Annotated in this window: 1 protein-coding gene and 1 pseudogene; both read right to left on the bottom strand. The window is 46.7% G+C overall.

Annotated features, from left to right (window positions below; translation table 11 throughout):
• A pseudogene (locus tag B5G42_RS17600) lies at nt 1–305 on the bottom strand (helix-turn-helix domain-containing protein); the annotation flags it as partial.
• Nucleotide 306: 1 nt separating this feature from the next.
• Complete coding sequence (locus B5G42_RS17595; protein ID WP_025544194.1) at nt 307–837, bottom strand: helix-turn-helix domain-containing protein; 531 nt, start codon at nt 835–837, stop codon at nt 307–309.
• Between the last annotated feature and the right edge of the window lie 123 nt (nt 838–960).

The following is a 960-nucleotide window of genomic DNA, read 5'->3' as shown; positions in this document are numbered from 1 at the left end:
AGTTCCTCCGTTGTCACAGATTCGGGAAGCAGGGGCTTGACTGCGTATGTCCCGCTATATGAGCCGGGGGGAAGTTTGTATTTTTCGGGGTGGATTTCCCTGCGCTCAAGGTAGCGAACAATGTCTTTCATCTTAATGGTGTAATTCCGGGTCTTTTTCCCACTCTGTACGCAGGGAACCAGACCGGATTGCAGCAGATAACGAGCTGTGCGTTTGCTGATATGACAGATGATGCGGAATTGCTCTTTTTGGACTGTTTCTGGGTACTGATTCAGCAAATAGCGATACTTGGATACCTGTGCCACATCACTCGCCTCCTTTTTCCTGCCACAGACGCTCAAATGTATCCATCAATTCTTTTTGGAGAGGGGTCTTTCGGCGGATACGGCGGTAATATGGGCTTATCAGAAAGTCCAGCATAAAATCCTTTGGGACGGTGTACTGCTTTCCAGGCTGGAAAGCCTTCAGAATCCCTGTGCTGATCCACCGCACGATTGCCGAGGACGAAAAGCCTGTAATCTGCTGAATATCCTTTACGGAAAGCAGGTCTGAGTAGGGAGAGAGATGTTCGTCATAGAATGTTCTCATAGCACAGATATAGGGACTGTCTGCTTCCTGTCTGCACTCACGCCGATAGAGATAGGCAAGAATGTCTGTCAGCTTGATTTTGTGGCTACGGATCAGGTGGTTTTGCTCAATGGTATAGGGAATCTCACCTTGTTGCTCCAAATTGTAGGCGGTCTTGGGACAGATGTGACAGATCTCGCATAGTTCCCGTTTGGTTACATAAGCGGGATACTTTGCGACGATGTCGGGGTAATACTTAGTCAAATCCATGTGTAGCACTCACTTTCTTGTTCATCTGTCATTGGTAGGTGAGGTACTTCACTGGTGTGTAAAATATTGGATTTTGAAGTGGGTTCAAATAAGATCAAGTTGTCTAATCAAAATGGTGATTTG

This window comes from Flavonifractor sp. An91, assembly GCF_002159225.1.
Taxonomy (GTDB): domain Bacteria; phylum Bacillota; class Clostridia; order Oscillospirales; family Oscillospiraceae; genus Flavonifractor; species Flavonifractor avicola.
Note: the sequence above shows the minus strand (reverse complement) of the source record. Positions and strands in the feature narration are given on the sequence as shown.